Genomic DNA, 1,973 nt, shown 5'->3' on the forward strand with positions numbered 1-1,973 from the left:
TCATTACCTAATGATTCTTCTAAACCTAAAAAGAAAAAATCCATAACTACTAAAAATATAAATATCTACGATATCTATATTTTACAAAAGTTCATAAGTTTAATGAAAGATTAAATCAACAGTCTTATAAAGACCTTGAGATTTATCAGCTGGGATATCATCAGTCGGTATCAGTAGTTCAGATACCTTTGGTTTACCTCCCTCTAAGAAGGTGTTTAAATAATAAAGAAAAATAATTTGTTGAATAAATTTAATGTAGCCCAAATAGTGTTTTTTAGTCATAAAAAATCTTTCACTACAAATAAATGTTCATAGTTTTAATTTATACTGATAGAAATGATTAATCAATTTTTGAATATTAATATTAGCTAATTATTTTAAAAAGATACTAAAAAATATCATAAAGTAATTTTTTTCAAAAAACATTAAAAGTAAATAACCAATAAATAAAAAAAGTATCATTAAAAAAGCGTATAAAAGTCTAATTTTTTTCAAAAACTTGTTGTACTTAGAAGCTTGCCCTTTCTTGATAAGAATTTTATCTTTTTCAAAATGGAGTATTCCGGACGAACCAAGTATTTTGATTTCAAAAGGTTTTAAAACTTCAAGGGCTTTAAATAGCAAATTAGTTTCATAGTGATTATATATAGTGATTTTGAAATTTGAATATAATAGCTGACCAGCTGAAAGCAATAATTTTAATTCAATTGTTTTTTTGAAAAAAGTATTAGGGTTATTAGCTATGTTTGTAGATAGGTTATTTAATCTTTCAAGTTTTTTATATATTCTATTTTCTTTTGAAAAAGGGTTTCTAAAGTGTTTATATAAAAATACTGATATTATGATTATTACTATGACAATAATAGATTGTGTTTTAATATTATTTGTTAGCTCAATTAAAGAGTTTATTTCAGATATTAGCTGGCCCATGATTCACCTTCATAAAACATTACTTTGCTACAAATTCCCCTTCAAGTGTTGAAGGGGTAGCAGTCATTAGACTGACGGGGTAGTACTTTTTTGAAATCTACAAACTATCCAATTCTTTTTTAGCAGATTCTAAGTTTAGTTTATCAGCACCAGTAGGACAGTATTTAGTGTTTTCAGCTGTAGGTTTATTATCTTGGTATAGTGCTATAGCTTGGTTTAGATACTCTTTAGCTTTTGAGTTATCTTTTGGTAGTCCAGCAGAGCCATCTATATATGCCTCAGCTACTAGCTGTTCGCCCATTGCTATACAGTATGGAGCTTGTTGGGTAATAGTCGGTAAATTAGTCATAAAAACACCATTTTTAGCAGGGTCATAGCTTTGATCTACAGCTATTTCATACCATTTGTATGCGGTAGCTAAATTTCTACCTGGGAATTCATCTTTAGAAGCATAGAAATCTCCTAGTTGATTTTGAGCGAAATTATTACCCAAATTAGCAGCTCTAGTTATATATTCTAGCCCTTTAGTTTTATCCGCTTTGCCTGCTTGTCCAAAGTAGTAGATGTTGCCTATACCTGTTAATGTTCCTGTATATGATTTCAATTCATTTTTATTTGTTGGAACTGTTTTTTTACTATAGTAATTATCTACTTTTAACCCATATTTTAAAGCATTTTTGTAATCTTCAATTTGAGCATACGCATTTGTTATTAAAACTTGAGCATCTATATTATCTTTTTCTGCATATGGTAGACACTCTTCAATAGCTTTATCGTAATCTTTTTTTAAAGAAGCAATTGTACAATCTTCCATGCTTGCAAAAGAGTAAGTTGATATGCCTATTAATAAAGTTGATAGTAATAGTTTATTTTTTAGTTTCATTTTATGTTTTTCCTTTTTTGGATACTACAGTCAAGCCGTAGTATTGTAAGTTAAATCCCTAGTATAATTTTACCTAAGGAGTCAAATTAAAGTGAAAAGCTTTAGTTATAAGCTAAGCGACCGTCGTAGGATAGATTTACACAATCGTCGTCATCAAGGT

At 28.4% G+C, this 1,973-nt stretch carries 3 protein-coding genes; all 3 read right to left on the minus strand.

The window, feature by feature from the left end:
• Positions 1-99: 99 nt before the first annotated feature.
• The 3 genes from F3D57_RS10130 to F3D57_RS10140 all read right to left on the minus strand — a co-directional run bounded on the left by F3D57_RS10130 (position 100) and on the right by F3D57_RS10140 (position 1,813).
• Positions 100-282 carry a hypothetical protein gene (locus tag F3D57_RS10130; RefSeq protein WP_150466166.1) on the minus strand — a complete coding sequence of 61 codons (183 nt, stop codon included), beginning with the start codon at positions 280-282 and terminating at the stop codon, positions 100-102.
• 90 nt (positions 283-372) lie between these two features.
• A complete protein-coding gene (locus F3D57_RS10135) occupies positions 373-930 on the minus strand; it encodes a hypothetical protein (protein WP_150466167.1) in 558 nt (185 codons plus the stop codon).
• A 97-nt stretch (positions 931-1,027) separates the two neighbouring features.
• The gene (locus F3D57_RS10140) at positions 1,028-1,813 is read right to left on the minus strand and encodes a tetratricopeptide repeat protein (RefSeq protein ID WP_150466168.1); all 786 of its coding nucleotides are present in this window, start codon (positions 1,811-1,813) and stop codon (positions 1,028-1,030) included.
• Between the last annotated feature and the right edge of the window lie 160 nt (positions 1,814-1,973).

Origin of the sequence: Francisella sp. SYW-2 (assembly GCF_008711475.1) — a bacterium.
GTDB classification, from domain to species: Bacteria; Pseudomonadota; Gammaproteobacteria; order Francisellales; family Francisellaceae; genus Francisella; species Francisella salimarina.